Origin of the sequence: Pseudoramibacter porci, from assembly GCF_009696145.1 — a bacterium.
Classification (GTDB): Bacteria; Bacillota; Clostridia; order Eubacteriales; family Eubacteriaceae; genus Pseudoramibacter; species Pseudoramibacter porci.
In genome coordinates this window covers 222,828-246,857 of the sequence record NZ_VUMO01000002.1, presented here as the reverse complement: position 1 = coordinate 246,857, position 24,030 = coordinate 222,828, and the positions used below count along the sequence as shown (strand labels likewise).

Sequence of the window (24,030 nt, the reverse complement as noted above, 5' to 3'; positions counted from 1 at the left end):
AATTGGAGGACACGATGAATAGAAAACCTGTTGCAATTAAGGACATCGCCGGAAAAATTTTGGAAGAGCTGCCCCAGGGCGTTCTGCTGACGACGAAGACAGCCGACCAAGTCAACACGATGACGATTGGCTGGGGCACGCTCGGCATCGAATGGAACAAGCCGATATTTGCCGCTTACATTCGCGAAGGGCGCTTCACCCGCGCTCTGCTGGATCAGCATCCCGTTTTTACGGTCAACATCCCGGCAGAACGCACCGCTGAAGTTCGGAAGATCGTGGGCCGCTGCGGTTCCTGTTCCGGACGCGATGTCGACAAAATTGCCGATACCGGTTTGACCCTCGTCGATGGCGAAAAAGTCGACGTGCCCGCTGTTAAAGAATTGCCGTTAACGCTAGAATGCAAAGTCGTCTTCAGACAGCGCCAGGATATTTCGGCGATTGATGACAAATTTGATCACTTTTATCCTCAGGACAAGGACAGCACCGCGAGCGGCGCGAATCGAGACGCACACATTGCCTATTACGGCGAAATTGTCGACGCCTATATGCTTGAAGATTAAAACAAAAAAATCCGCTGAGTTTTAATCAGCGGATCTTTTTTTGGACGGCCATTGCGGCTTCAACTCGGAAATCAGAACGGAGACAAATATGACGGCAAAGCCGACGAGCAGTCTCGGCGTCAGGCGCTCACCGTAAAACAGAACAGAGAAAAGCACGCCGAAGACGGATTCGAGACAGAGGATGATCGAGGCAGAAGTTGTGTTTTCGTGCTTGAGCCCGTAATTTTGACAGAGATAAGCGAGACCGGAGGCGAACAGCGCCAGATAAATCAGCTCGCCGAGACAAGACGCCGGAATGTGGGCTGGCCAGATCTCTGTGAAGCGTGCAATGATCCAGCAAAAGATAGCGGCAAATGCGAACTGCATGATGGTGATCAGGATGACGTCGATGGTCTGGCTGTAATGGGCGGAGGCGATGATGTTCAATGCGAAAAATACACCGCAGATTAAAGTCAGGCCGTCGCCCCAGCTGACGGTGAATTGCTGCGTCAGGCTGACGAGTCCGACGCCGGCAATACACAGGAAGACAGCGACGATGTTGGCGCGGTCCGGACGCTTCTTTTCGATGGCCCAGGATAAAAACGGGACGAATACACAGTAGACGGCGGAGAGAAACGAGTTCTTGGCCGGCGTCGTCCCTCTCAGGCCGATGGTTTGAAAAGCGTAAGCCAGACAAAAGGTCGCGGCGATGATGAAGCCTGCTTTCAGATGTTTGGGCTTGAGCTGTGCGACGCGCTTGTGAAAGATTGAGGCTAGCAGCGCGGCGGCGATGGTGAAGCGCAGCGCCAAGAGATAAAAAGTGGGAAAGACGGCGACGACGCGTTTCATCAAAAAGAAGGATGAGCCCCAGATGATGGCCGCCGCGAACAAAGCCAGCTGGGGCAGAAGATGCGGGTGTTTTTGGGTGAGCTTGAACATAGAACCTCCAGGGTGAAAGTGTACAAATTTTGAGCAATGCCGTTATTATATCACAACGCTTTTCGTTTTCAAAAGGTAAATGATGGCTTTAAAACTGCGGCCAAAAAGGCTATAATGGTCACATCAAGATTGTTATGTAAGTGAAAAAGGAGACGAGCGATGGCGTACATGGCGTTGTACCGGAAATACCGGCCGCAATCTTTCGATGCGGTGGTCGGCCAGGAAGTGACCATTCGGATATTGAAGAACCAAATTACGAGCGGCCGGATTGGCCACGCCTATTTGCTCACCGGGATCCGGGGGACGGGCAAGACGACAATTGCCAAGATTTTTGCCCGGGCGATCAATTGTCCGAACAATCAGGACGGCAACCCGTGCAACACCTGTGAAATCTGCCGGGAAATTGAACAGCCCGGTGTCATGGATATCATTGAGATCGATGCGGCCTCCAACCGCGGCGTCGACGAGATTCGGGACATCCGGGAAAAAGTCAAGTACCCGCCGACTCTCGGGCGCTACAAGGTCTATATCATCGACGAAGTCCACATGCTGACCCGCGAAGCCTTTAACGCGCTGCTCAAAACCCTTGAAGAGCCGCCGGCACACGTCGTCTTCATTCTAGCGACGACCGAGCCCAACAAACTGCCGATGACCATTCTCTCGCGCTGCCAGCGCTTTGATATCCGGCCGATCAGCCAGGAAGCCATTGTCGCCAGGATGGGTGAAATATTAGCGGATCTCGACGTTCAGATTGAGCCGGAGGCGCTGCAGTTTATCGCGGCCCGCGGCGATCACTCGATGCGCGACGCGCTGAGCATTCTCGATCAGGTCATCGATCTGCAGGAAGACGGCCAGCCGATCACCTACAGCCAGGTTTTGGATTTCCTCGGTATGGCCGATCAGCAGACGATACGCCAGCTCATCACGCACATTGCACAGCGGGACGCATCGTCGGCACTGACCCTGCTCAAAACGCTGAAGGAGCGCGGGCGGGACGCGGCGCTGATTCTCGACCAGATGATTGACGCCGTGCATCAGGCGCTGATTGTCCAAACGACAGGCGAGAGCGCCATGGCCATTCTCGGCATCGGCCAGGGCGATTTCGAATCGCTCCAATCGGCAGCCCAATTAGCGGGCAGCGGCCGGCTGTTTGAGATCATGGACGTTTTAATCGACGCGAAGGAAAAATTAAAATACAACGACATGGCGGAGATTGTGCTGGAAATGACGGTGCTGAAGCTGTGCAGCGAAGGGGCAGCGCCCGCGATGGAAGCGCCGCAGGTGCGCAACAGTGCGCCGAAAACTCAGCGGCCAGCTCAATCGGCGCCAAGACCTCAGCCAGAGTTGGCGCGGTCTGCGGCGCAGCCGCCGGCCAGAAGTGCAGCGCCGATCTCGGATACGCGCGACGGGCAAGCTGATGCAGTTCAAAAAGCTCAGGCGGCAGTGCAGCGGGAAAACACAGCAACTGCGCCGAAAGGCGCCGGCGTTGACGTCCAGGCTCTCAAGAAAAAGATGACTGCAGTCTTGAAAAAGAAAGCGCCGCTGGACGGCAAAATGTTTGAAAAAGGGCGGCTGATTCAAAAAGACGCGGCGCACTACGATTTGTGCTTCTTTGAAGACAGCGGCGATCAGATGGCCTGTGATCGGTGCACCCGCTCCCAGGCGAAGCTCGAAAAACTGGCCAGCGATATCGTCGGCCGGAAAATTCAATTGAAAATTAAAAGCGTAAAAAAAAACTTCAGTGACATGACGCTGGCGGAAAAGACGGCGGCGATCGTCGGCAATGTGCCAGTCGTCCGCAAATAAAAGAATATTTGTAAAAAATGCTGAAGTCTTGATCATAAACATGGTATAATGAAAAGGAACATCAAAGGAGAAATTAATGGGAAAAATGAAAAGACGCGCGCCACGGGGCGGCGGCAAAATGAATCAGAAAAATATGATGAAGCAGCTCCAGAAAATGCAGAGTGAAATGGCTCAAGCCCAGGCGAATCTCGAAGAACAGGAAGTTCAGGGAACCGCTGGCGGCGGCGCCGTGACCGTGACCATGGACGGCGCGAAGCGCGTCAAATCGGTGCACATCGATCCGGATGTCATTGACGAAGACGATATCGAAATGCTCGAAGACCTGATCGTCGCGGCTGTTAACGAAGCAGGCACGCAGGTCGACGCCATTACCAGCGATCAGATGGGACATCTGACCGAGGGGATCAATATTCCGGGGTTGTCCTGATTGAGCGTTTATCCAGAATCGATAGACCGGCTGGTCAGCGAATTGACAAAACTGCCGGGCATCGGCGAGAAGACGGCTCAGCGGCTGGCCTTTCACTTGATTGACGCTCCGCGGGACGACATCACCGCCCTGGCGGATGCACTGGTCGCAGTGAAGGACAAGGTCCACCTGTGCCCCGTCTGCTTTTCCATTACGGACAAGGCTACCTGTGATATCTGTGCCGATCCGAATCGGGACCGCAGCGTGATTTGCGTGGTCGAGCACACGCGCGACGTCTACGCGATTGAACGCACCCGCGAGTTCAACGGTTTGTACCACGTGCTGCACGGCGTCATTTCGCCGCTGGAGGGCGTCGGTCCTCAGGATATCCGCGCGCGGGAGCTGATCAAGCGCCTCAACGACGAAGCGGTGAAGGAAGTGATCATGGCGACCAATCCGACACCGGAAGGCGAGGCGACGGCCGTTTATTTAAGCAATTTGATTACGCCGGCGGGCATTCAGGTGACCCGGCTGGCAAAGGGTATTCCCATCGGCGCTGATGTGGAATACACCGATGAAGTGACATTAATCAAGGCCTTTGAAGGCCGCAAACAAATATAACCAACAAATGAGGGAGGTTTGCACGATGTTGAAAAAAGGAATTAACGCATCGCCGGGGATTGCCATCGCCCGGGCGATCGTTTACGTTAAGCAGGAACTTACGGTGGTCCAAAAGACGATTGACGACGTTCAGGCGGAGCTTGATCGCTTCAACGCTGCGGTAGAAAAGAGTAAAAATCAGCTCGATACGCTGAAGGAAAAAACAGCCAGCGAAATGAGTGAAGAAGAAGCGGCGATTTTCGAAGCACACAGCATGTTCCTCGAAGATCCTGAATTTGTCGGAGCCATCACCCAGGCGATCGAAAACGATAAAATCAACGCAGAAGCGGCGACAAAAGCTGTTGTCGATCAATTCTATGCGATGTTCGATGCAATGGATGATCCGTATTTTAAAGGGCGCGCCGCAGATATTCAGGATGTTGGCGACCGGCTTATGCGCAATCTGATGGGCATTGAAATCATGGATATCTCCCATTTGGATGAAGATGCCGTCATCGTCGCAGAAGACCTGGCACCGTCGGACACCGCAACCATGGATAAAGTCCACGTCAAAGGCTTTGCAACCGATATCGGCAGTCGTACCTCCCACACTGCGATTATGGCCAGAAGTTTGGAAATCCCGGCGATTCTCGGACTTCAGGATATCACCAAGACAGCGAAGACCGGCGAAATCATCATCATCGACGGCAGTACCGGCGAAGCCATTGTCGATCCGACGGATGAAGAATTGGCCGCATACAAAGAAAAACAGAAGGCATTTGAAGCCTACATGGCAGAATTGGCCGAACTTAAGGATCAAGAAGCTGAAACCACAGACGGCCGCAAAGTTAAAGTTGTGGCCAACATCGGCAGTCCGAAGGATGTCGAAGGGGTCGTCCGCAACGGCGGCAAGGGTGTCGGCCTGTACCGCAGCGAATTTTTGTACATGAATGCTGACGAAATGCCGTCAGAAGACAAACAATTCGCCGCGTACAAAACCGTCATCGAACAATTTAAGGACGGCGAAGGCGTCATCATCAGAACGTTGGACATCGGCGGTGACAAGAAACTGCCGTACCTGCCGCTTGAAGAAGAAATGAACCCGTTTTTGGGGCTTAGAGCCATCCGCCTTTGCCTCTCCAAACCGGACATGTTCAAGACACAGCTGCGGGCCATTTTGAGAGCTTCAGCCTTTGGCAAGACCCGCATCATGTTCCCGATGATCGGCAACGTCGATGAAGTGCGCCAGGCTAAAGCCATTCTCAAAACATGCATGCAGGAATTGGATGCAGAAGGCGTCGATTACGATCATGATCTCGAAGTGGGGATCATGGTGGAAATTCCGTCTGCGGCTATCACGGCGGACATTATTGCCGACGAAGTGTCCTTCTTCTCGATCGGGACCAACGATTTGTGCCAGTACACTTTGGCGGTGGATCGCATGAACCAGAATGTCTCTTATCTGTACGACCCGCTGCACCCGGCTATTTTAAGACTGGTGCAGAATGTCATCACCCAGTCTCACAATAAACCAGGGAAATTCACCGGCATGTGCGGCGAAATGGCCGGAGATCCGGTCGCCGCGCTGATTCTGCTCGGACTGGGCCTTGACGAATTCTCTATGAGCGCGTCGTCCATTCCGCAGGTTAAGAAAATTATCCGGTCAGTCAGTTTCGAACAGGCAAAGGCTGTTGCCGACAAGGCCATGACGATGCAGACCGGCGGGGAAATTCGTCAGTACGTTCAGGATAAGCTGAAAGAGCTTGGCATTCAGACCATGTAAATGTGAAGCATCACGAAAGGGGAAAAGCGCATGAAAAGAAAACAAGTAACCGTGACAAATAAGGCAGGCCTTCACGCGAGAGCGGCGTCGATTTTTGTCTCAGAAGCAGGACAGTTTGAATCCGATATTGATGTCATCAACGGTGAAACGCGGCTCAACGCGAAAAGTATTATGGGGCTCATGTCCGGCGGCATCGGCCAGGGCGCGACGATCACCATCGAAGCCAACGGCGACGACGAAGACGAAGCGGTAGACACTTTAGTGGAACTCGTTGAAAGCGGTTTTGAAGAAGAAGAATAAATAATTTTGAATGCCTAACCGATTTCGAGTGTCCATTCAGGTTTGCATATTAAAATTTTTAAAAATTACATGTCAAGGAGAATTGCAATGGCTAACAAGGAATCTTATTTCATCGGCGGAATATTCGCAGGCGCCGTGATCGGCGCGGCGGCGGCGCTGCTCTTTGCCCCATCGACGGGGGATGATCTGCGGACCAGCATCGCGAGCGGTGCCAAGGAAAGATGGGACGACCTGCAGGATCAGGTTAAGGAATACGGCCACAGCCTGAAAAATCAGATTCAGGACGCAACCGATACCCTGACCGACCGCGTCAATCAGTACCGCAGCGAAATTGAAGATAAAATCAACGACATCGAACAGGATGTCGACGATGATTTTGAAGCTTTCGAAGATGAATTCGGCGACGTCCTTCAAGACGAAGGAGAAGCAGATTCAAAAGAAGAGGCAGCTGAATGAATCAAATGATACCGCTGTCGGCTGTTTTTTGGATCATCATTGCCGTTTCAATTCTCTTCCTGGTCGTCTATTTAATTGGACTGATCGTCGAAACACGCAGGACGATGGAAAAAATCAACAGTCTGCTGGATGATAATTCAGAAAAAATTACCAATATCATTGACAACGCGGACGCGATGGTCACGGACGCAAAGACGTCGGTGGATACCGTCAAAGAGGGCGTCATTGAACCCCTTAGCGACACGTTGATCAAGCTCCAGAGCCTTTTCGGCAAGAACAAGAAAAGACGCCGGGTGGGCCTGCCAAAGCGCAAGAGAAAAGAAAGTGCCAAGTAATTTAAGCTGTTTAAAGAATCGAGCTGTGGATTTGCCGCAGCTCTTTTTTTTGTGCGCAATTTTAGGGATTGCCCCTCGGTCGTTACCGGGCACAAAAGATTTTTGCATAACCTTTACATTTTTGAAAGCTTTACAGGTTGAAAACAATCTCAATATTGGTTAAAATTAAATAAATAGACTTATCATATAGTTTTCAGGAGGAAGATTATGAAAAATTATCCGACAAAAAACATTCGCAATATTTTGCTTCTTGGTCATGGTGGAAGCGGGAAAACGACGCTTGTTGAAGCGATGGCTTTTAACGCCGGCGCAATCGACCGCATGGGCCGCATTGATGAAGGCAACACGCTTTCTGATTTTGACAACGAAGAAAAGAGAAGAATGTTTTCAATTTCTTCCTCAGTGATTCCAATTGAATACGGTGGACATAAACTCAACATTATCGACACGCCGGGTTACTTTGATTTCGTAGGGGAATCGGCGGCGGCTCTCGAAGTCGCCGATGCTGTCATCATTGTCGTCGATGCCTTGGCCGGTGTCCAAGTCGGCACCGAAAAGGCCATCGAAATGCTGAGACAAGCCGACGTCCCGGCTTTCATCGTGGTGAACAAAATCGACCGCGAAAACGCTAAAATCGGCAAGGTGGTCGAGGAACTCAAGGCGTCCTTCGGCAACAAAATCGTGCCGTTTATCCAGCCCTGGGGCGAAGGCAGTGAAATGCGCGGCATCGTCAATATCGTCGATATGACCGGCCGCGAAAGAAAAGACAACCGTTGCTTTGATGCCGAGGTGCCGGCAGATCTGATCAAGGTTCTGGAACCTTATCGTGAAATGATCATGGAATCAGTGGCCCAGACATCGGAAGATTTGATGGAAAAATATTTTGACGGCGAAGAACTGACCACAGAAGAAATTCACCACGGCCTGCGCCAAGGGGTGCTCGCCGGGGATTTGGTGCCGGTGATGTCCGCGTCAGCGGTTCAGAACATCGGGGTTGAAACCATTGAAAATATGATCATCGACTATCTGCCGTCTCCGGACGAAGGCAATGAAGTGGGCGGCATCGATCCGCGGGATTCCAAGGAAATCGAACGTCCGATTTCGAACGACGCGCCGTTCTCGGCCCGGGTCTTTAAAACTGTTGTCGACCCCTTCGTCGGGAAGCTCTCGATTTTCAAGGTCATGGGCGGCACCCTGAACAGCAGCACAGAAATTATCGACGCCAATCAGGACGCAAAGGTAAAGGCCAATCATATCTACGTACTGCGCGGCAATAAGCAGATTGAAGTCGACAGCTTAGTTGCCGGCGATATCGGCGCATTCAGCAAACTCACGGACGTCAAGACCGGCGATACGCTCTGCGATCCTGCCGATCCCATCGTCTATCCGCCCATCGATTTCCCGAAACCGGTCATCTCAATGGCCATCGACGCGAAGGACAAGGGCAGCATCGATAAGCTTTCCACCGGGCTGCACCGCTTAATCGAAGAAGACCCGACCATTACCGTGACCCGCAACAAAGAAACGAAGCAAACGGTCATTTCCGGCATCGGCGAAATGCAGCTGGAAATCATTTCCAATAAACTTAAACAGAAATTCGACGTTGACGTCGAACTTTCACCGATGAAGGTGCCGTATCGCGAAACCATCAAGAAGAGCGCGGACGCCGAAGGCAAACACAAGAAACAGTCAGGCGGCAGCGGTCAGTACGGGCACGTTTTTGTTAAGTTCGAACCAATGCCGGATCCGAACGACGATTTCCGTTTTGTCGACAAGGTTGTCGGCGGGGCGGTGCCACGCAACTTTATTCCGGCGGTCGAAAAAGGCCTCGAAGACTGTATGCAGCACGGCGTGTTGGCCGGCTATCCGGTTACCGGCGTTCAGGCCACTTTGTACGACGGTTCTTATCATCCGGTCGATTCTGACGAAATGTCCTTCAAGATGGCCGCTGCGCTGGCGTACCGCGAAGGGATGAAGAAGGCGAATCCGGTCATTCTCGAACCGATTTACAGTTTGAAAATTACCGTGCCGGAAGAATATATGGGCGACGTCATGGGCGATCTCAACAAAAAACGCGGCCGTATCATGGGGATGGAACCCGCTGTCGGCGGTTTGCAGGTGATTACGGCGGAAGCACCGCTGTCCGAATTGGAAAAATACGCGACAGAATTGCGCTCGATGACACAGGCCCGCGGCGAATTTGAAATGACGTTTGCCCGCTACGAAGAAGCGCCGGCGAGTGTCTCCGAAAAGGTGATCGCGGACGCTGCAGGCGGCGATACAGAGGATAAAGGCGCCAAGAAAGAAAAGGGCAAAAAAGATAAAAAGAAAAAGTAAAAAAATAGAATGAAACCAAGGGATCTTCGCTGCTGCGGGGATCCCTTATTTTTAAAATTAACGCAAAAGGGGAAAACATGCGAAAAAAGCTTCGCCTATTTTTTAACAACGCGCCGCTTAATGGGGCACTGCTTTATTTTTTCGCCGTTTGCGCCATATTCTTCGGTGTTGGACGGCTGCTGCCCGTCTCTATATGGACAGAAATAATTTTCAGGTTCGCCCTATTTGTGCTGATCGTCTTTTTTTTGCACACGATTTTTGGCTGGACCCTGAAGGATCTTGGGTTTTCCACAAAGGGAATGGGTGTGTCGATTTATTTAAGCTGGTCGGAATGGATCAAAGTAGTGATGTACGTGTCGCTTTTGGTCACGCTGGCTCATCCTCAGGCGATGCACCAGCTTGAGCAGGCCGGTGGCGCCTCAGCGCTCGTGCCGACACTGCGCGGCGTGGCCAAAAATCTCGCGGCACTGACACCGCAGAAGTTGGCGGTGACCATATTGTTTGGGGGGTCCGTTGGACTTTTTGAAGAAACCTTTTTCCGATTGGGGCTGGTGAATCAACTGCGCCTGCATTTCGGGGATGGCTTTCAAAGGGCCTGGTGCACCGTGCTCATCAGCGGCGGCTTATTTGCCGCCCTGCATTTTATGAATGCGCTGAATCAGCCCCTTTCGCTCACGGTCATGCAGGTGCTCCAGGCTTTTGGCACAGGTGTGCTCTGGGGTGCGATTTATTGGCGCAGCGGCAACGCCGTTGTCCCGGTGATTCTTCACAGCCTGACGGATATTTTAATTTTGACCGCGACGGCCGGCACCTCGGCCTCTGCGGCTGCAAGTTTCGGCGCTTCCGCGGCGTATATGGGCTTCGATTTTGCCCTGGCGGCCATCTATCTGCGGCCGAAAAAGACAAGACACAGCGGGATTCAGGCAAAGCCGTTGTGGTATAATGATCCCATAGAAGAAATAGAAGAAAATGAAGCGAATTTTTTGAAATAAACCAGAGGTGAAAATATCATGCAAGCACATAATCGCATTGGCGTCATCGACATCGGTTCCAACAGCGTCCACCTGGTGGTCGCCATTTATCACGAAGCTGACGGCTATTTTTCTGTGATTGACGATGCAAAGGTCAACGTTCGTCTGGGCGAGGGCATGACGCGGACGGGAAAATTGGATCCGGAACGAATGGACGTGGGCGTCGACACGATGAAAATATACAGAAGGATGATCGACGCCTACGAGCTCGATCAAGTCATTGCTACGGCGACGGCTGCGGTGCGCAAGGCGAAAAACGGCGATGATTTTGTGCGTCGGGTTAAAGAAGAAGCGGATATTGACATCAACGTCATTCCCGGCGAGCAGGAGGCGATGTACGATTACCTCGGCGTGGTCAACACCATTGATATTCAGAATGCGCTGTTGATGGATATTGGCGGCGGCTCAACGGAATTGGTTCTGATTCAGAATAGGGAAAAGAAAGCCGGCGTCAGTCTGCCCTTCGGCGCGGTGGACCTGGCTGAAAAATTTAACCTGACCGACAAACCGAAGAAATCTGATTTGGAAAAGCTGCGTGTTTTTTTAGAGGGCGCTTTTTCGCAATATCCCATGTTGGCAGAAGCCAAGGGCTATCCGGTGATCGGGGTTGGCGGAACGATCCGCAATATGGGGCGCATCCACCGCAGAATGATCGATTATCCCCTTGAAATTGCGCAGAACTACCGCATGAGCCGAAAAGATGTCAAGACCGTCTGTGAAAAAACGGCGGCGATGGATTATCAGGAACGGAAAAATATCAAGGGGCTTTCTAAAGCCCGGGCGGATATTTTCGTCGGTGCCAGTCAAGCCGTGCTTGAAATCATGGGGGCCATCGACTCCGACCAATTGATTATCTCCAAAGCGGGCCTCCGAGACGGGATGTTGTACGAATCCATCGGCTACGGCGAAGGCGAGCTGGTGCCGCAGGTCTTTGAATATTCGCTGATTAACGCCGCGCGCCAGTTGGATGTGAACTGCATCCACGCGTACCAGATTTACCGCATTTCCAGGAAGCTGTTTAACGAGCTCAGGCCCATTCACGGTCTGACATTGAGCCGGACGTTAGACAAATCCCTTCGAACGGCGGCCATGCTCCACGATTCGGGCATTAAAATCCAATACTCGAATCACCAGCTTCACAGCTTTTATTTGATTTTAAACGCTGGGATCAATGGTCTGACCCACGAAGAAATGTTAATTGCGGCGTTCACAGCGCTGAATCACCGGACCGGCAAGAAGGTACAAGTTGATGCTGAATACGCTAAAATGTTAACCAAGCAGGATCTCAACATCATCGACGTGTTCAGTGCCATTTTGCAGATTGCTGAATATTTGGACCGGGATATGGACGGCATTGTCCGCGATGTCAATTGTGTGATTTCTGACGACGCGGTGACCCTTGATGTGCTGTCCCAGGAACATTCTGTGTTTACCGATATGATTCTGGACGAATGCGGAAAGAAATTCAATCGGGTGTTTAAGCACACGCTGAATTTGGAAAATGAGATCATAAAATGATTAAACTGATTGCAACAGATGCGGACGGTACGTTATTTCCGGATTACGGTCAGGATTTACCAGTATCCTATTTTGATACGGTGCGGGTACTGATGGACCATGGTATTATTTTTGGCGTTTGCAGCGGTCGGCCGGCATCGAATCTGAGAAAGGTGTTCGCCCCCATTCAGGATCAGATTTTTTACATTACTCAGAATGGGGCGATGGCGTCGTATAAGGGAAAGACCATCTATAGAGAAGCGATTCCAATGGCAGATAGCCGTGAGATCATACGCGATATCCGAGCGCTGGACGGCTGCATGACCCTGTATGACACGGGCGAGGTGTGCTATTTTGAAAAGAGGGATGAAGAAGCATACCAGTTCACACGTGATGTCTATCATTTCGATTGTGAGCTAGTGGACGATTTGCTTGATCTCAAAGCACCATGTATTAAATTTTCGGTTTATCGTGCAGACCATGTCGAAGAAGTTACAGAAAAGGCATTTGCGCCAAAATGGCGGAAGAAAATGAATGTAGCCTGTGCAGGAGAACGTGTGGTGGATATGATGCCAAGGGCGGCGTCAAAGGGTTCGTCTTTGTCTAAGGTCCAGGCAATTTTTGGTGTTTCGATGGAGGAGACACTGGCTTTTGGCGATAACAGCAACGACATCGATATGCTAAATCAAGCGAAATACAGTGTGGCAGTCGACAATGCACGTCAGGAGGTTAAGGAAGTATGCCGCTACGTTGCCGACAGCAATATCAATGACGGGGAATTAAAAGTATTAAAAGCTCTATTAAAAGATCTTAACCATCCCGAAGCTGCATTGAGATCATTTGAAAAATAGAATCTATTCAGAAGTTTTTAGCAGAAACGCTCAACGATCGGCAGTTGGGTGTTTGTTTTAGACGCGTTAATGATGATTTTTGATCGACATGCAAATCTGAAGAATCAGAGAACAGACTTGGTAGTTTTGATTCTAAAATCAGCTAACGAGAGATTAAAAAATAAAGGAGACGCGGCAATGACAACGACACTTTATTTGGTGCGCCACGGCGAAACTTACGAAAATCACGATCACATTTTTCAAGGGGTGCTTGACACCAAATTGACGCCAAAGGGATTGGCGCAGACCGAAGGATTAGGCCGATATTTTAAAGCTATACCGATCGATAAGGCTTACACCAGTCCGCTTTCGCGGGCGAGGATGACAGCGGAAGGTGCACTGACTTATCATCCGGAAATCAAAGCAGAAATCGTCGATGATCTTCACGAAATCGAAGGCGGTGAACTGCAAGGCCTTGATTTTGATACCTGTAATCAGCGGTTTAACAACATCATGGTGACCTTTCGGAAAAATCCCTCGGCGTTTGATCCGCCGGGCGGCGAAAGCCTGCCTCAAGTCTATCGCCGTTTTACCAAAGCGGTGAATACATTGGTGAGGCAAAATCTGGGAAAAACCATTTTGATCGCGGCACACGGGACTGTGATTCAGACCTGGATCAATTACGCCTGGGGCCGTTCGGAAGATCAAATCAAGTTGGCTTTTCTGCCGAATGGATCGGTCAGCAAATTTACTTTTGACGATGAATTGAACGTAAAGATCGATTACCTTGGCGATGTGAGTTATATGGATACTCAAGCAGAGTGAGACGTTTTTGACATATAAAAATACGCATTGGGAAAACCAATGCGTATTTTTTTGCGGAAAAATTATCAGGGAAGAGAATCATTTATATAAGTGACCGGATTATTTAAATATTGGACAGAGACAACACTGCGATATTTTTGAAAAAAATGTAAATATGAAAAACATTATTAATGGCAATGAGTATGTTAGAATAAAAATGAAAATGATTTCTTAGTGGAAATAAGGTCTTTCATTCGCACAATGCGATCAATGTGATTTCGGGAAATCCTTATTTGAACTCACCTTGTTATTCACGAAAGCTATTAATCTGAACCAGCGACCTCTACCGTGTGAAGGTGTTTTTAAAAACTTTTAATAATTTTAATCTGATAAAAAACAACGCCCAACTGCCTTTGGCAGCTGGGCGTTGTTTGCATATACGCGCAATTATTTCTGATACCGGAAGGGGCCAACACCGCGGCGGTGTTTTTTGAGCAGCGTCAATTCGACCCACGGGATGCTTCTCAAATCTTCGCCTTGTTCAATGAGTTGGGGCAAATGTTTGAGCAGGCCTTCAAAGGCTTGGGTGGCCTTGTGCGCGGAGGAGATGATCTGCTGGACGCAGTAGTTGGCGCGGAAGACCGCAAACTGGATCTGAGAGTAGGCGATGCGATCAAAGGTTTTGTCGGCCGTATCGTTTTCCGGATCGCCGCTCACGCGCGTGCGGCGGGCAGCGGTGTCCATTTCGTCCTTCCAGACGTAGGTACGTTTGAGTAAGTCGCGGTAAGGCGCAGCGCCCTTTTCGTAGGCATTAAACTGATCCTGAACGAGGGCGACAACGTCGTCGACTTCCTTTTCACCGCGGTACCAGGCTTCGATGGGAGAGAAGGCCTGTTCGACAAGATGGATAAAAGCGTTGACGTCGTCGGAATTAATGGGCGCGCCATAATCTTCCGGCGTCGGCATCGCTTGTGGAAACGGCGTACTTTCTGTATTTTGAGATTCAGTCATCATTTCGGGTTCCTTTCTTATTTACGCAATTCTATTTTGATTATATGTATATGCTTTTTAAATGCCCTTATTATATCCGTAAGCTTCGCCATCGTCAACTTTAATATTCAAAATATGAAAGAAAAGATAAAGAGTGAAATGGCGCAGAAAAACCGCTTTTACAGCGGTTGCGCCCGGGTAAAAGCGGTTGGCGAATTTAAGAGGTTAAAGGTGGTGATTCGACCAGCTCGTCGTTGATGCGGTTCATGAATTGGTCGAGTGTTGCAAGTTCCTCTTCGGTGAACGTATGGCAAATGCGCTCCATGGTTTTCTCGTAGCCTCGGGTATTGATTTCATGAAAAGTCGAGAATTTATCCGTTACCACCAAGTGATATTCCCGGCGGTCTTCGGCGGAACGGACTTTCTTCAAATACCCTTTCTGCACCAGAGAATTGACCTTGTATGTCGCGTTGGGTGATGAGATATTCATGAACTGGGCGAAGGTGTTGATCGTTGGTTCACCCAGCGAGTAGATCGCTTCGAGACAGAAGGATTCAGAAAAGGTCAGCGTATTCTGGCTGCTTTGAAGGGCCACTTCGCGGTAAAAGTAGAGGCGCAGTTTTCTGTAAATCTCGGCTAAAGGTTCAGTAAACATTGCCGCCTCCATTTATGCTTCGGTGTCAGGATCCGACAGCGCGAAAGTGATTTCAGCCCGGGCGACGATTTTGCCGTCGACCTTGGCGACGCCTTTACCAGTGCCGAGGGGACCGCGGGTATTGGTGATTTCCGTCGTGATTTCGACCACATCGCCGGGGACGACCTGGCGCTTAAACCGGGCATTCTTGATGCCGCCGAAGAAAGCGAGCTTGCCCTTGTTTTCGGGAAGAGAAAGCATGGCGACGGCGCCGACCTGGGCCATGGCTTCGATCAAGAGCACGCCCGGCATTACCGGATAACCCGGAAAATGGCCGAGAAACTGCATTTCATTGTTGGAGACGCATTTGCGTCCGATAGCCATTTCGCCGGGAATGTAATCGAGGATGCGGTCGACGAGCAGGAAGGGGTAGCGATGGGGCAGGATAGCCTGAATCTGCGCTGCAGACAATTCTTGAGGTTCGCGGATCGTGTCGCTCATTTTAAGCCTCCCAGCGTTTCATGATGACGACGGCGTTGTGGCCGCCGAAGCCCAGCCCGTTGGACAGCGCGTAGTTCAGTGCGGCGTCACGCCCTGCGTTTGGAACGATGTCGAGGTCACAGTCCGGATCGGGGGTTTCGTAGTGAATGGTCGGCGGAACGAATTGATCGCGGAGGGCCATGGCCGTAAAAATGGCCTCGATCGCGCCGGTGCCGCCGAGGAGATGGCCGGTCATGCTTTTCGTGGAGCTGACCGCCAGATGTTTCGCGTGTTCGCCGAAGGCGGTCTTAATGGCCTTGGTTTCGATTTGATCGTTCATCGGTGTCGACGTGCCGTGGGCGTTGATGTAACCGACAGATTCCGGCGCGATGCCGGCGTCGTTCAGGGCGGCAGTCATGGCGGCAGCGGCGCCTTCGCCGTTCGGAGACGGGGCTGTGATGTGGTAAGCGTCAGTCGAGGTACCGTAGCCGACGACTTCGCCGAGAATGTCGGCGCCTCGGGCCTGCGCGTGATCGAGGGATTCGAGGATCAGCGCGCCGGCGCCTTCGCCCATGACAAAGCCGGAGCGTTCCGCGTCAAAGGGGCAGGAAGCCTTGTCGGGGTCCGGATTGGTGGACAGGGCCTGCATGACAGTGAATCCGCCGATGCACAGTGGGGTGACGCAGGCTTCCGCACCGCCGGCGAGCATGACGTCGGAGTAGCCGTCGCGGATCTGGCGGAAAGCGTCGCCGATGGCGTTGTTGGAAGACGCACAGGCTGTGACGATGCAGGTGGAGTAGCCCTTGAAGCCGTAGGCAATGGCAATGCGCCCGGCGGCCATATTGGGGATCGCTGAGGGGATGAAGAACGGGGAGACGCGGTCAAATCCGCGCTTCATGCCGCGGTTCTGATTGTCTTCAATGGTGGCAATGCCGCCGATGCCGCTGGACATAATGACGCCGCAGCGGTATGGATCGGCTTCTTTTGAAAGGTCAAGTCCGGATTGCTTCATCGCCTCGTCAGCAGCAACCAAGGCGAACTGGGTAAAGCGGTCCATGTGGCGGGCATCTTTGCGGTTGATGATGGTGCTGATGTCGAGATTTTTGACTTCGCCAGCCAGGTGGACTTTCTGTTCAGAGGAATCAAACAGCGTGATCTCGGCGATCCCGTTTTCGCCGGCCTTGGCAGCGGCCCAGCTTTCGGCAACGCTGTTGCCGAGAGGGTTGACGGTGCCCATGCCGGTAATGACAACGCGGTTTTCTTTGTTCATAATGGTGGTTCTCCTTTGTTAAATGGCCATGCCGCCGTCGACAGGCAGCACTTGTCCGGTGATGTAGGATGCGGCGTCGCTGGCCAAGAAGGCGATGACGCCGGCAATGTCTTCTGGGGTGCCCAAGCGGTTAAGCGGAATGTTTTGTGAAGCGGCGGCTTTCTGTTTGTCGTCGAGGGCGCCGGTCATGTCAGTTTGGACGTAGCCCGGTGCGACAGCGTTTACCGTAATGTTGCGGCGGCCCAGCTCTTTGGCGAGGGATTTGGTCATGCCGACGACGCCGGCTTTGGCAGCAGAATAAGACACTTGTCCAGCGTTGCCGCGCAGCCCGACCACGGAGCTGACGTTGATGATGCGGCCGTAGCGTTGGCGCATCATGATCCGGGAAGCGGCTTTCATACACAGAAAGACACCACGGAGATCGGTGGCCACGACAGCGTCGAAATCCTCCGGCTTGGTCAGCGCGATCAGGTTGTCCCGGGTGATGCCGGCGTTGTTGACGAGCACGTCGAGACCGCCGAAATCGGCTTTGACCGCTTTGAACATGGCGTCGACGGCGTCAGCGTCGGCGACGTCTGCGCCGTACACGGCAGTCTTTCCGTCAGGGTTGAGTTCGTGGCAGGCCTGGGCGGTTTCCTGAGCGGCCGCTTCGTTGCCGGCGTAATTCACAGCGACGTCGTAGCCGGCCTTGGCAAAGGCGAGACAGGTCGCGCGGCCGATGCCCCGGCTGCCGCCGGTGACGAGGACAATAGGATTGGCGTTGGTTTGTTGTTTCATGGTTCCCCTTTATTTCGATAATGCTTCAATGACGGCGGCCAGGTCTTCTGCTGTGTCGATTTTCATCGGCTTGGTGCCGCGGATCGTCTTGCGGACAAAGCCAGAGAGGGCCTTGCCCGGTCCGATTTCCACAAAGGTGTCGGCGCCCATCTCAGCCATTTTTTTAATGCTTTGTTCGAGATAGACGGACTGCTGAACTTGTTTTTCAAGCAGTTCCGGAATCGTCGTGCCGGCAGGCTTCACATCGCCGATGGCGTTGAACAGCACGGGCAACTGCGGCTCGCTGAAGGTAATGGTCTTGAATTTTTGGGCGAGGGCGTCGCCGGCCGGCTTCATGTAGCTGGTGTGGAAGGGGCCGGAGACTTTGAGCGGAATGACCCGTTTGGCACCGGCGTCCTTGGCAAGCGCAGCGGCTTTTTCGACGCCCTTGGCATCGCCGGAAATGACGATCTGCCCCGGGCAGTTGAAGTTGGCCATTTCGACCTTGCCGATCGCTGAAGCTTCGCCGCAGATCGCGCCGAGCTTTTCAGCGTCCAAGCCCAGGACAGCGGCCATGCCGACGTCAAGCCCTTTTGACGCTTCGGCCATCGCCTGACCGCGGAAGGTGATCAGGTCGAGGGTGGTAGCGGCGTCCCAGACCCCGGCGGCATACAACGCGGAATATTCCCCGAGGGAAAGCCCGCAGGCCATGTCCGGTACAATGCCGGCTTCTTTTAAAACACGGGTGACGCCGATGGCGAAAGCGACCATGGCCGGCTGGGTGTACTGGGTTTGATTCAACTGATCTTCCGGCCCTTCAAAGCAGAGTTTTTTGAGACCGAAGGGCAGATCGGCCTGATCAAAAACTTCGGCGAAAGCTGGGTATTGGTCGTAAAGATCTCGGCCCATGCCGACGTGCTGGGCGCCCTGACCGGCGTATAAAAATGCAAGTGTCATCAGGTTCTCCTTTGATTAATTAAAAATGTGTTCAAGGCCGGAGATGACCGACTGGGCGTCGGTGTAGAGGCTGTCGAAAATCTCGGCCACTGGGCGGATTTCGTCGACGAGCCCCGCGATCTGACCGGACATCAGGCTGCCGTTTTTGACGTCGCCGTCGAGTACGGCTTTGCGCAGACTGCCGAGGGTGAATTTTTCCAAGGTGGCCAAATCAGCGCCGGCTTGTTCTTCTTTGAGATAAGCCTTAGTCATTTGGTTGCGCAGGACGCGGACCGGCGCGCCGGAGGCACGTCCGGTGACGACGGTGCTGCGGTCCTTCGCTTTGAGGACAGCTTTTTTATAATTGTCGTGGATCGGGCATTCTTCGGAAGCGAGGAGCACGGTCCCGATTTGACAGCCGGCAGCGCCGAGCGCCAGGGCTGCGGCAACGCCTCGCCCGTCGGCAATCCCGCCGGCAGCGATGACCGGCACGTCGACCGCATCGACGACTTGCGGCACAAGGGCCATCGTCGTCACCTCGCCGATGTGGCCGCCGCTTTCACAGCCTTCCGCCACGACGGCGTCCGCGCCTTCGCCGCTGAGCCGTCGGGCCAGCGCGACCGAAGCGACGACCGGAATCACGAGGATGCCGGCGGCCTTCCAATCTTCCATGTACTTGCCGGGGTTGCCGGCGCCGGTGGTGATCACCGGAATTTTTTCTTCAACGGCCATTTTGGCGATGTTGTCCGCATCCGGATTCATCAGCATCAGGTTCAGCCCAAAGGGCTGGTTGGTCAGAGATTTGCAGGTCCGGACTTCGGCTCTGAGCTTTTCAGCGTCCCACCCGCCGGAAGCGATGAGGCCGAGCCCGCCGGCGTTGGAGCAGGCGGCGGCGAAAGCGCCAGTGGCGATATTGGCCATACCGCCTTGGATGAACGGGTATTGGGTGTGCAGCAATTCACTAATCAGTTTCATGTGGATCTCCTTTATTCAATTGAATGTGAGGTCAGCCGGCGTAGGTGATGCCGGCAGCGCCCCAAGTCAGGCCGGCGCCGAAACCGACGCACAAAATGCGGCTGCCGGGCTGGATGATGTTCTTCTTCACCATTTCGTCTAAGGCCAGCGGAATGGAAGCGCCGCTGGTGTTGCCAAAGCGGTCGAGATTTTGATACGCCTTTGAAGGCGGCATTTTGAGCTTTTTCACGGCGTGTTCGATGATACGCGAATTGGCCTGGTGAAAAATTACCTGATCGTAATCGTCAAGGGATTCGCCGGTTTTGGCGAGATAGTCCTTGATGACCTTCGGAATGATGCGGACGGCGAAGCGGAAAACCTTCCGTCCGTCCATGGTGATGAATTCGGTTTTGTTGATATCGCCGGGGACGCCGATAGCCGGGTCGCTTTCCGCGCCGAGCACCGCGTCGAAGGGCGCACCCGGTTCGCTTTTCACGACAGCAGCGCCGGCGCCGTCTCCGAAGAGGATGCAGGTGGTGCGGTCGGTGAAATCTAAGTCGCGGCTCAGCGCCTCAACGCCGACGACGACCGCGTACGGGCGGTCGGTTTCGTCAGCGATCATGCCCTGGGCAACCTTCAGCGCGTAAACAAAGCCGGAGCAGGCCGCAGAGATGTCAAAGCTCGGGGTATTCGGCTGGACGCCCAGCGCCTTCGCGACGCGGTTGGCGGTACTCGGCGAGGTAGTGTCGCCGGTGATGGTGGCCACGACGACAGCGCCGATTTGTTCCGGCGCGACACCGGACGCGGCGAGGGCGCGCTTTGCCGAAAGGATTGCCAGATCCGATGCGGTCTCGTCTTCTTGAATGAAATGCCGGGTGCGGATACCGGTGCGCTCGGAGATCCAGGCGTCACTGGTATCAACGATTTGTGCTAAGTCGTCGTTGGTGACGACATGATCCGGAACGGCTGATCCCGTTCCGATGATTTTGATGCCATTCATATATTAAAAGCCTCAACTTTCAATGGGGTTAGGATTTTTTCGTATCGACAATGCCGTACGCCCTGAATTTGGCGACACGGCGGTTGACCAATTCGTTGCCGCTTAAGCGGGAAAGGGTCTTCAAGTTATCGCGGATCGCGGTGCGCAGCGCGTGGTACACGGCGTCGGGGTCGCGGTGGGCGCCGCCGAGGGGCTCTTTGACGATTTCATCAGCGACCTTTAAGTCGTAAAGATCCTGAGCGGTGAGCTTCATGACCGAGCAGGCCTCGTCGCTGCGGCTCGGATCCTTCCAGAGGATGCTGGCGAAGCCTTCCGGACTTAAAATCGAATAAATCGCATTTTCCAGCATGATCAAATGGTTGGCCACACCGAGGGCCAAAGCGCCGCCGCTGCCGCCTTCGCCGGTGAATACGGCGATGATGGGCACGCGCAGCTGGCTCATTTCGGCGAGATTTCGGGCAATGGCCTCGCCCTGGCCGTTTTCTTCAGCTTCCTTGCCAGGGTAAGCACCGGCAGTGTCGACGAAGGTGATGATCGGCCGCTTGAATTTTTCAGCCTGATGCATTAGCCGCCGGGCTTTGCGGTAGCCTTCCGGACAGGGCATGCCAAAATGACAGGCGAGGTTTTCCTGAAGGGTTTTGCCCTTTCGCGTGCCGATGACGGTCACCGGGTGGTGGTCAAACATCGCGATGCCGCCGTAAATGCTGGGATCTTCCCGGTAAAGGCGGTCGCCGCGCTGTTCAAAAAAATCAGTAAACAAATGGCCGACATAATCGACGACACCGGGGCGGCCGGGGTGTCGCGCCAAATAGACGCGGTCGACGGGCGTCGGGTTGGCGCATAAATGTAAAAGCTCTTCGCGGTCGCGCTTGAGCTGTTGAAGCTGGACAACGTCAGCCGGCGTAATGGGATCGCCGATATCCTGGATGCGTTTGTCCATGCGGTCAATCTGCGAGTCGAGTTCGCGGATCGAAGGAGTTGAATGATCTTGATTCGCCATCTTTTCCTTTCTCTCATATAAATTTGATACAGGTGCGTGAATCACAGGCGCCACTTAGGAGCGGCTGTGCAGGCGCAGGATCTGAATCAGTGTCTTGCGCATGTCCCGCCGGGGGACGATTTGGTCGACAAAGCCGTGTTCCTGTTGAAATTCTGCGCGCTGGAATCCTTCCGGCAGCTTTTCGCCGATGGTCTGTTCAATGACGCGGGGACCGGCAAAGCCGATCAGCGCGCCAGGTTCGGCGAGGGTAATATCGCCGAGCATCGCGAAGCTGGCCGTGACGCCGCCGGTGGTCGGGTGGGTCAGCACGATGACGGACAGGATGCCTTTGCGGGAGAGACGTTCCATCGCGGCGCTGGTTTTCGCCATCTGCATCAGACTGATGATGCCTTCCTGCATTCGCGCGCCGCCGCTGGCGCAGAATAGAATCAGCGGCCATTTTTTGTGTTCGGCCAGTTCGATGGCCTGGGTGATGCGTTCGCCGACAGCGGAGCCCATGGAGCCCATGAAGAATCGGGTGTCCATCGCGGCAACGACGACAGGGTAGCCGCCGATTTTGCCGCGCACGGCAGAGACGCCTTCGGTCGAGCCGGATTTCTTTCGCTGCGCCTTGAGTTTTTCCGGATAGCCTGGAAAATGGAGCCAGTCAAAGGGCTTGACCCCTTTGGCAATTTCCCGGATCGTGCCTGGGTCCATCGTCAGCTGAAGACGGTAGTGGGAGCCGATGGGAAAGTGATAGCCGCAGCGGCAGACGTGCAGATTGGCCTCGAGCTCGTCCAGTGTCAGGGCGTGGCCGCATTGGGGACAAATCGTCGTGCGCTGCTGAATCGGGATGGCGTCAGGCATTGTTGTGATGCTGCGCCGTTCCCGAAGCGCCTTAAGGTTGAAAATTTCTTCACGGCGTTTTTGAAATGGATTGCTGCTCATGAGCGGTCTCCTTCAGATAATTTGGCGTCGCCGATGTCAATGGGGTCCAATCCGGCGCCGACCCGGTTCCATTTGAGTAAGGTGTCGTATTCGCTTTCAATAAAGCCAGTGTTGTAATTCCCGTGGACAAAAGCGGGGTGATGCATGATCAGGTAGCAGAGTTCGGCGGTCGTCGGGTAGCCGTCGATGACCAATTCCTCGAGCATGCGGCGCATCCGCTGGATGGCCTCGAGCCGAGAATTGCCAGAGGCGATGATTTTCACGACGAGGCTGTCGTAAAAGGGATTCATCGTGTAGCCGTCGTAAAGCAGCGAGTCGATGCGGCAGCCCGGTCCTCCTGGAAAATGTACAAAATTGGTTTTCCCCGGAGAGGGGCGGAAGCCGTTCATGGGATCTTCCGCATTGATCCGGCATTCAATGGCCCAGCCCTTCTGATGAATGTCCTTTTGCTCGTAGGACAGCGGCAGCCCGGAGGCGACGCGGATCTGTTCACGGACGAGATCGACACCGCAGACCTGCTCTGTGATCGGGTGTTCCACCTGGATTCGGGTATTCATTTCGATAAAGTAGTAATTTAAGTCGTCGTCCATGACGAACTCGATGGTGCCGGCCCCGGCGTAATGCGCCGCCTTGGCAGCTCTGACTGCGGCAGCTCCCATGGCTTCGCGCACTTTGGGCGTCAGCAGATGGGACGGGCTTTCTTCAATGAGCTTTTGGTGCTTGCGCTGAATGGAGCATTCCCGTTCACCAAAGTGGACGACGTGCCCCTTTGTATCGGCCATGACCTGAAATTCGATGTGGTGGGGATTTTGAATCAGCTTTTCAACGTACATGTGATCGTCGCCAAAATTGGCGACGGTTTCGGACTGCGCCTCGGTAAATTTGGAGGCAAAATCTTCAGGCCGTTCGACGTTGCGCATGCCGCGCCCGCCGCCGCCGGCTGCCGCTTTAATTAAAACCGGATAGCCGATGGCGTCGGCAATTTTCTGCCCTTCCTCGAGGGTGACGCTGCCTTCGCTGCCCGGCACGACGGGGACGCCATTTTTTTGCATCAGCTCGCGGGCTGCGGCCTTGTCGCCCATTTTCCGAATGGCATCGCCCGAAGGCCCGATAAAGACGAGACCTTCTTCGGCACAGCGGTCGGCAAAATCGGCGTTTTCGGACAGGAAGCCGTATCCCGGGTGGATGGCTTCGCATCGCGTCGACTTGGCCACCTGGAGAATGGCGTTTTCGTTGAGGTAGCTGTCTTTGGCCGGCGGCGGCCCGATACAGACAGAGCGGGTGGCCAACTGGACGTGAAGGGAATCCTTGTCGGCGGTTGAATAAATGGCCACAGATTCGATGCCCATTTCGGTGCAGGCGCGAATCACACGGACCGCGATTTCGCCGCGGTTGGCAATGAGTACACGACGGAACATGG

Annotated in this window: 25 protein-coding genes; 13 read left to right on the top strand and 12 right to left on the bottom strand. The window is 53.5% G+C overall.

The window, feature by feature from the left end:
- Positions 1-14: 14 nt before the first annotated feature.
- Positions 15-560, top strand: coding sequence for a flavin reductase family protein (locus FYJ52_RS02875; RefSeq protein ID WP_154575750.1), 546 nt, complete (start codon positions 15-17; stop codon positions 558-560).
- Positions 561-581: 21 nt separating this feature from the next.
- On the opposite strand, the gene FYJ52_RS02870 is transcribed toward FYJ52_RS02875, so the two are convergent.
- Entirely contained in the window at positions 582-1,478 is an 897-nt protein-coding gene (locus FYJ52_RS02870; protein ID WP_154575749.1) for a DMT family transporter, read from the bottom strand.
- 159 nt (positions 1,479-1,637) lie between these two features.
- Between FYJ52_RS02870 and dnaX the strand changes: the two genes are divergently transcribed.
- The 12 genes from dnaX (at position 1,638) to FYJ52_RS02810 (ending at position 13,684) form a co-directional block, all read left to right on the top strand.
- Positions 1,638-3,284, top strand: a complete 1,647-nt coding sequence (gene dnaX / locus FYJ52_RS02865; protein WP_154575748.1) for a DNA polymerase III subunit gamma/tau — start codon at positions 1,638-1,640, stop codon at positions 3,282-3,284.
- A 76-nt stretch (positions 3,285-3,360) separates the two neighbouring features.
- Positions 3,361-3,711 carry a YbaB/EbfC family nucleoid-associated protein gene (locus FYJ52_RS02860; RefSeq protein ID WP_154575747.1) on the top strand — a complete coding sequence of 117 codons (351 nt, stop codon included), beginning with the start codon at positions 3,361-3,363 and terminating at the stop codon, positions 3,709-3,711.
- Complete coding sequence (gene recR, locus FYJ52_RS02855; protein ID WP_154575746.1) at positions 3,712-4,311, top strand: recombination mediator RecR; 600 nt, start codon at positions 3,712-3,714, stop codon at positions 4,309-4,311.
- Between the two features lie 25 nt (positions 4,312-4,336).
- Positions 4,337-6,073 (top strand): phosphoenolpyruvate--protein phosphotransferase, encoded by a 1,737-nt coding sequence (gene ptsP / locus FYJ52_RS02850; protein WP_154575745.1) that lies wholly within the window; start codon positions 4,337-4,339, stop codon positions 6,071-6,073.
- 30 nt (positions 6,074-6,103) lie between these two features.
- On the top strand, positions 6,104-6,373 hold the full coding sequence (locus FYJ52_RS02845; RefSeq protein WP_154575744.1) for an HPr family phosphocarrier protein: 270 nt from the start codon (positions 6,104-6,106) through the stop codon (positions 6,371-6,373).
- An 87-nt stretch (positions 6,374-6,460) separates the two neighbouring features.
- A complete protein-coding gene (locus FYJ52_RS02840; protein ID WP_154575743.1) occupies positions 6,461-6,829 on the top strand; it encodes a YtxH domain-containing protein in 369 nt (122 codons plus the stop codon).
- A complete protein-coding gene (locus FYJ52_RS02835) occupies positions 6,826-7,164 on the top strand; it encodes a DUF948 domain-containing protein (RefSeq protein WP_154575742.1) in 339 nt (112 codons plus the stop codon). Before FYJ52_RS02840 ends, FYJ52_RS02835 begins: the two co-directional genes overlap by 4 nt.
- Positions 7,165-7,371: 207 nt before the next feature.
- Complete coding sequence (gene fusA / locus FYJ52_RS02830; RefSeq protein ID WP_154575741.1) at positions 7,372-9,501, top strand: elongation factor G; 2,130 nt, start codon at positions 7,372-7,374, stop codon at positions 9,499-9,501.
- A 305-nt stretch (positions 9,502-9,806) separates the two neighbouring features.
- Entirely contained in the window at positions 9,807-10,493 is a 687-nt protein-coding gene (locus FYJ52_RS02825) for a CPBP family intramembrane glutamic endopeptidase (protein WP_205960739.1), read from the top strand.
- Between the two features lie 18 nt (positions 10,494-10,511).
- Complete coding sequence (ppx, locus tag FYJ52_RS02820) at positions 10,512-12,050, top strand: exopolyphosphatase (RefSeq protein ID WP_154575739.1); 1,539 nt, start codon at positions 10,512-10,514, stop codon at positions 12,048-12,050.
- Positions 12,047-12,880, top strand: coding sequence for an HAD family hydrolase (locus tag FYJ52_RS02815; RefSeq protein WP_154575738.1), 834 nt, complete (start codon positions 12,047-12,049; stop codon positions 12,878-12,880). The genes ppx and FYJ52_RS02815 overlap by 4 nt, the downstream gene beginning before the upstream one ends.
- A gap of 177 nt (positions 12,881-13,057) precedes the next feature.
- Positions 13,058-13,684, top strand: coding sequence for a histidine phosphatase family protein (locus tag FYJ52_RS02810; protein ID WP_154575737.1), 627 nt, complete (start codon positions 13,058-13,060; stop codon positions 13,682-13,684).
- A 426-nt stretch (positions 13,685-14,110) separates the two neighbouring features.
- On the opposite strand, the gene FYJ52_RS02805 is transcribed toward FYJ52_RS02810, so the two are convergent.
- The 11 genes from FYJ52_RS02805 to accC form a co-directional block, all read right to left on the bottom strand.
- Positions 14,111-14,677, bottom strand: coding sequence for a hypothetical protein (locus tag FYJ52_RS02805; protein ID WP_154575736.1), 567 nt, complete (start codon positions 14,675-14,677; stop codon positions 14,111-14,113).
- A gap of 193 nt (positions 14,678-14,870) precedes the next feature.
- Positions 14,871-15,308: a MarR family winged helix-turn-helix transcriptional regulator gene (locus tag FYJ52_RS02800; RefSeq protein ID WP_154575735.1), complete on the bottom strand. Its 438-nt coding sequence runs from the start codon at positions 15,306-15,308 to the stop codon at positions 14,871-14,873.
- 12 nt (positions 15,309-15,320) lie between these two features.
- Positions 15,321-15,788, bottom strand: a complete 468-nt coding sequence (fabZ, locus tag FYJ52_RS02795; RefSeq protein WP_154575734.1) for a 3-hydroxyacyl-ACP dehydratase FabZ — start codon at positions 15,786-15,788, stop codon at positions 15,321-15,323.
- 1 nt (position 15,789) lies between these two features.
- Positions 15,790-17,037: a beta-ketoacyl-ACP synthase II gene (gene fabF / locus FYJ52_RS02790; RefSeq protein WP_154575733.1), complete on the bottom strand. Its 1,248-nt coding sequence runs from the start codon at positions 17,035-17,037 to the stop codon at positions 15,790-15,792.
- An 18-nt stretch (positions 17,038-17,055) separates the two neighbouring features.
- Entirely contained in the window at positions 17,056-17,814 is a 759-nt protein-coding gene (gene fabG / locus FYJ52_RS02785) for a 3-oxoacyl-[acyl-carrier-protein] reductase (protein WP_154575732.1), read from the bottom strand.
- Between the two features lie 9 nt (positions 17,815-17,823).
- Entirely contained in the window at positions 17,824-18,750 is a 927-nt protein-coding gene (gene fabD / locus FYJ52_RS02780) for an ACP S-malonyltransferase (protein ID WP_154575731.1), read from the bottom strand.
- A gap of 15 nt (positions 18,751-18,765) precedes the next feature.
- Positions 18,766-19,704 (bottom strand): nitronate monooxygenase, encoded by a 939-nt coding sequence (locus tag FYJ52_RS02775; RefSeq protein WP_154575730.1) that lies wholly within the window; start codon positions 19,702-19,704, stop codon positions 18,766-18,768.
- Between the two features lie 31 nt (positions 19,705-19,735).
- On the bottom strand, positions 19,736-20,683 hold the full coding sequence (locus FYJ52_RS02770; protein WP_154575729.1) for a beta-ketoacyl-ACP synthase III: 948 nt from the start codon (positions 20,681-20,683) through the stop codon (positions 19,736-19,738).
- A gap of 28 nt (positions 20,684-20,711) precedes the next feature.
- Positions 20,712-21,683, bottom strand: coding sequence for an acetyl-CoA carboxylase carboxyltransferase subunit alpha (locus FYJ52_RS02765; protein WP_154575728.1), 972 nt, complete (start codon positions 21,681-21,683; stop codon positions 20,712-20,714).
- 54 nt (positions 21,684-21,737) lie between these two features.
- A complete protein-coding gene (accD, locus tag FYJ52_RS02760; protein WP_154575727.1) occupies positions 21,738-22,610 on the bottom strand; it encodes an acetyl-CoA carboxylase, carboxyltransferase subunit beta in 873 nt (290 codons plus the stop codon).
- Positions 22,607-24,028 carry an acetyl-CoA carboxylase biotin carboxylase subunit gene (gene accC / locus FYJ52_RS02755; protein ID WP_154575726.1) on the bottom strand — a complete coding sequence of 474 codons (1,422 nt, stop codon included), beginning with the start codon at positions 24,026-24,028 and terminating at the stop codon, positions 22,607-22,609. The genes accD and accC overlap by 4 nt, the downstream gene beginning before the upstream one ends.
- Positions 24,029-24,030 lie beyond the last annotated feature (2 nt).